The organism is Shewanella sp. AS16 (assembly GCF_021412365.1).
In the GTDB taxonomy this organism is placed as follows: domain Bacteria; phylum Pseudomonadota; class Gammaproteobacteria; order Enterobacterales; family Shewanellaceae; genus Shewanella; species Shewanella salipaludis.
In genome coordinates, this window is sequence record NZ_JAKCLK010000021.1 from 1 (window position 1) to 3,649 (window position 3,649).

General features: G+C 49.6%; 3 protein-coding genes. 2 read left to right on the forward strand and 1 reads right to left on the reverse strand.

Features of this window, described 5'->3' with window-relative positions:
* Nucleotides 1-2,308, reverse strand: a 2,308-nt coding sequence (locus LZP73_RS19050; protein ID WP_234236490.1) for a Tn3-like element Tn3 family transposase, incomplete at its 3' end; no start/stop codon positions are given.
* A gap of 163 nt (nt 2,309-2,471) precedes the next feature.
* Here LZP73_RS19050 and LZP73_RS19055 point away from each other — a divergent pair.
* Together LZP73_RS19055 and LZP73_RS19060 are read left to right on the forward strand one after the other, a co-directional pair.
* Nucleotides 2,472-3,029, forward strand: coding sequence for a recombinase family protein (locus LZP73_RS19055; protein ID WP_001235713.1), 558 nt, complete (start codon nt 2,472-2,474; stop codon nt 3,027-3,029).
* 182 nt (nt 3,030-3,211) lie between these two features.
* On the forward strand, nt 3,212-3,649 hold a 438-nt coding region (locus LZP73_RS19060), incomplete at its 3' end, for a serine hydrolase (RefSeq protein WP_072263289.1).

Sequence of the window (3,649 nt, forward strand, 5' to 3'; positions counted from 1 at the left end):
CAAGTTCGCTGGCACCTGCTGTATCGGTCATAATTTCGGTTGGATTCAGCCCGGTCTCCTGTTCCAGAAGACCTTCCAGCACAAAGATAGAGTCCCTCAGCGTCCCCGGTATAACGATGCCATGAAAGCCGGAATACTGATCGGACACAAAGTTGTACCAGGTGATCCCTCTGTTATTACCAAAGTATTTGCGGTTCGGTCCGGCATTGATTGTTCTGACTGGCGTAACAAAGCGCATTCCATCTGCAGATGCCACTTCTCCTCCACCCCATATCTGTGCCAGTGGCAGCGTTGCCTGAAAATCAACCAGTCTGGCATTAGCGCTGGTGATAGTTTCAGCCCGCAGATAGTTCGCTTTTGTCCAGTTCAGCCGGTGTCGGGTCAGTGCAGGAACATTTGATCTGATCAGTGGTTCCAGACCGATATTGCAGGCTTCAGCCATCAGCACGGCGCTGATGCTGACGGGCAGATCATCAACTCTGGCACTGGCTTCACTAGCATGGAAAAACTCATCAGCAAATCCGGTATGGGCGTTAATTTCGAGCAGCAACTCCGTTAAATCCACCGGAGGGAGTAGATCACTGATCATTTTGCTCAGTCGTTTCAGACTGTCCGGCTCATCAAGACTGGCGAGGGGAGAAATTGTCAACCGGGGCTTCGGGCCAGAAACATCGAGTTCGACAGCCTCATTTTCGCAAAGACGTGCAGCAACCTGTCTGTAACGACTATCAAGCTGATGACCCAGAGATTTTATTGCTTCCTGCGGGTCTGTCGGGTGCCCCAAAGAACGATAAACCTTAATCCGGTTTGCCTGCCAGTCAGCACCCTGTAGTAATCTTGCACGAGGATCTCCCCACCGGTTACTGCCGGTAACGTAGACATCCCTCCGCCTCAGACTATCCTGCAGTTTACTGAGAAAGCAGAGCGTGTATCCCCTGCGGGTGATATGTTTTTCCTTGTTAATCACCAGCCGTTTCCATGACCGACTGATAATTTCCGTTGGTGCGTCGTCAAAAAACTGCCGCCGTGAGCTGAACTCCCGGCTGAGGTAGTCACAGGCATTCAGAGTGGTAACCCCGGCAGGTGCGGATGAAAATTTAACGGTATTCAGCAGATGGGGCAGGAAACGACGAACGCGCCCGTACTGCTCCACCATTTCTTCATGAAAATTATCGTCTGAGGGCCGGGCAATTTCACGGACAAGCGTGATGATTTCAGCCAGCTTTTGCCTTGGGATGTAGCTGAACACCTCAGCACGAATCGATTCGTCCGGTGTTTCTTCTTTCAGCAGGTACGAACATGCGCTGGCGAGCGCCAATGCAGATTTATCCAGATCCTTCAGCGAGCGGAGCCGTTTTTTCTGCCCAATCTTTCTGGCGTCACGGATGATAACGGCCAGCATGGCGTCCAGAACGTCCAATGCATCATCCAGCGCCAGCGTTTCCCATGCAAGGACAAAGGCAACCAGAACCGCCATCCTTTTCTGCGGTGACATCCTGGCAATATTGAACACCGAAGTCATACCAGCATAACGTGCGAGATTTTTCAGGCGCACAGCCGGGAGTGTACTCAGGTTTTCAGCATGCAGGCCAAAATCGTTCAGAGTTTTCCAGCGTTCAATTGCTTCATTAAACGCCGGACCACTGATGGTCACAGGGCCCTTTTTCAGTGATTCCAGTAAAGACAGGCGGCTGCAATCAGTTGGCCCCAGCAGCATCTCCAGCTGTGAACGCTGTTCGGCTGACGGTATCAGTGCCAGTTTGTTCCACAGGCGCAACGTCGCCTTTTCCCTTACCTCTGAAATCAACCGGGTCAGCGTAGTGGCTCCGGGGAGAATAATACGATGTTGCATAAGCCACCCTGTCGCCAGATCGAAAAGCAGGCCAGGACGTTCGTTGCTTATCCAGCTCCGGGTATATAAAAGACGGGTAAGGCGAAATGTCCAGGGCCAGGCAAATTCACGATACTGATAGTGCTGACGTATCAGCGCTGCATGCTCACGGCGGGTATTTTCCCTCTGACCGTATTCTGCAAGAACGGTGATATCACGAATCCCGAGCTGTCTGGCGGTAAAATGCCGGACGCCGGAAGGAATATGATTCATATCGGTGAGGAAGGTGCCCAGAAAACGGACACATCCAATTTGCAGGGCAATGCCCAGACGGTTGTGATCACCTCTGCTTTTTCCGATAAATTCCTTGTCTGCTTCATCAAGGTGAAAATATCGTGCCAGCTGAAGCTCATCCGGTTCACCGGTGAATCTGCCATAGCTTTCAGTCTGCTCAGTGGTCAGAAAGTCAACGGGCATATCGGCCTCCCTGCCTGACGGGCATTTAGTAACATTTTTCCAACCGTACGAAATGTTATAAATTATCGGACATCGTAAAACTGTTACATTAATATGTCTATTAAATCGTAAATTTGTAATAATAGACATGAGTTGTCCGATATTCGATTTAAGGTACATTTTTATGCGACTTTTTGGTTACGCTCGGGTCTCAACCAGTCAGCAGTCTCTTGATCTTCAGGTCAGAGCACTCAAAGACGCAGGTGTGAAAGCAAACCGTATATTTACCGATAAGGCATCCGGCAGTTCAACAGACCGGGAAGGGCTGGATTTGCTGAGGATGAAGGTGGAGGAAGGTGATGTCATTCTGGTTAAGAAGCTCGACCGTCTTGGCCGCGACACTGCCGATATGATCCAACTGATAAAGGAATTTGACGCTCAGGGCGTGGCAGTCCGGTTCATTGATGACGGGATCAGTACCGACGGTGATATGGGGCAAATGGTGGTCACCATCCTGTCGGCTGTGGCACAGGCTGAACGCCGGAGGATCCTAGAACGCACGAATGAGGGCCGACAGGAAGCAAAGCTGAAAGGAATCAAATTTGGCCGCAGGCGTACCGTGGACAGGAACGTCGTGCTGACGCTTCATCAGAAGGGCACTGGTGCAACGGAAATTGCTCATCAGCTCAGTATTGCCCGCTCCACGGTTTATAAAATTCTTGAAGACGAAAGGGCCTCGTGATACGCCTATTTTTATAGGTTAATGTCATGATAATAATGGTTTCTTAGACGTCAGGTGGCACTTTTCGGGGAAATGTGCGCGGAACCCCTATTTGTTTATTTTTCTAAATACATTCAAATATGTATCCGCTCATGAGACAATAACCCTGGTAAATGCTTCAATAATATTGAAAAAGGAAGAGTATGAGTATTCAACATTTTCGTGTCGCCCTTATTCCCTTTTTTGCGGCATTTTGCCTTCCTGTTTTTGCTCACCCAGAAACGCTGGTGAAAGTAAAAGATGCTGAAGATCAGTTGGGTGCACGAGTGGGTTACATCGAACTGGATCTCAACAGCGGTAAGATCCTTGAGAGTTTTCGCCCCGAAGAACGTTTTCCAATGATGAGCACTTTTAAAGTTCTGCTATGTGGTGCGGTATTATCCCGTGTTGACGCCGGGCAAGAGCAACTCGGTCGCCGCATACACTATTCTCAGAATGACTTGGTTGAGTACTCACCAGTCACAGAAAAGCATCTTACGGATGGCATGACAGTAAGAGAATTATGCAGTGCTGCCATAACCATGAGTGATAACACTGCTGCCAACTTACTTCTGACAACGATCGGAGGACCGAAGGAGCTA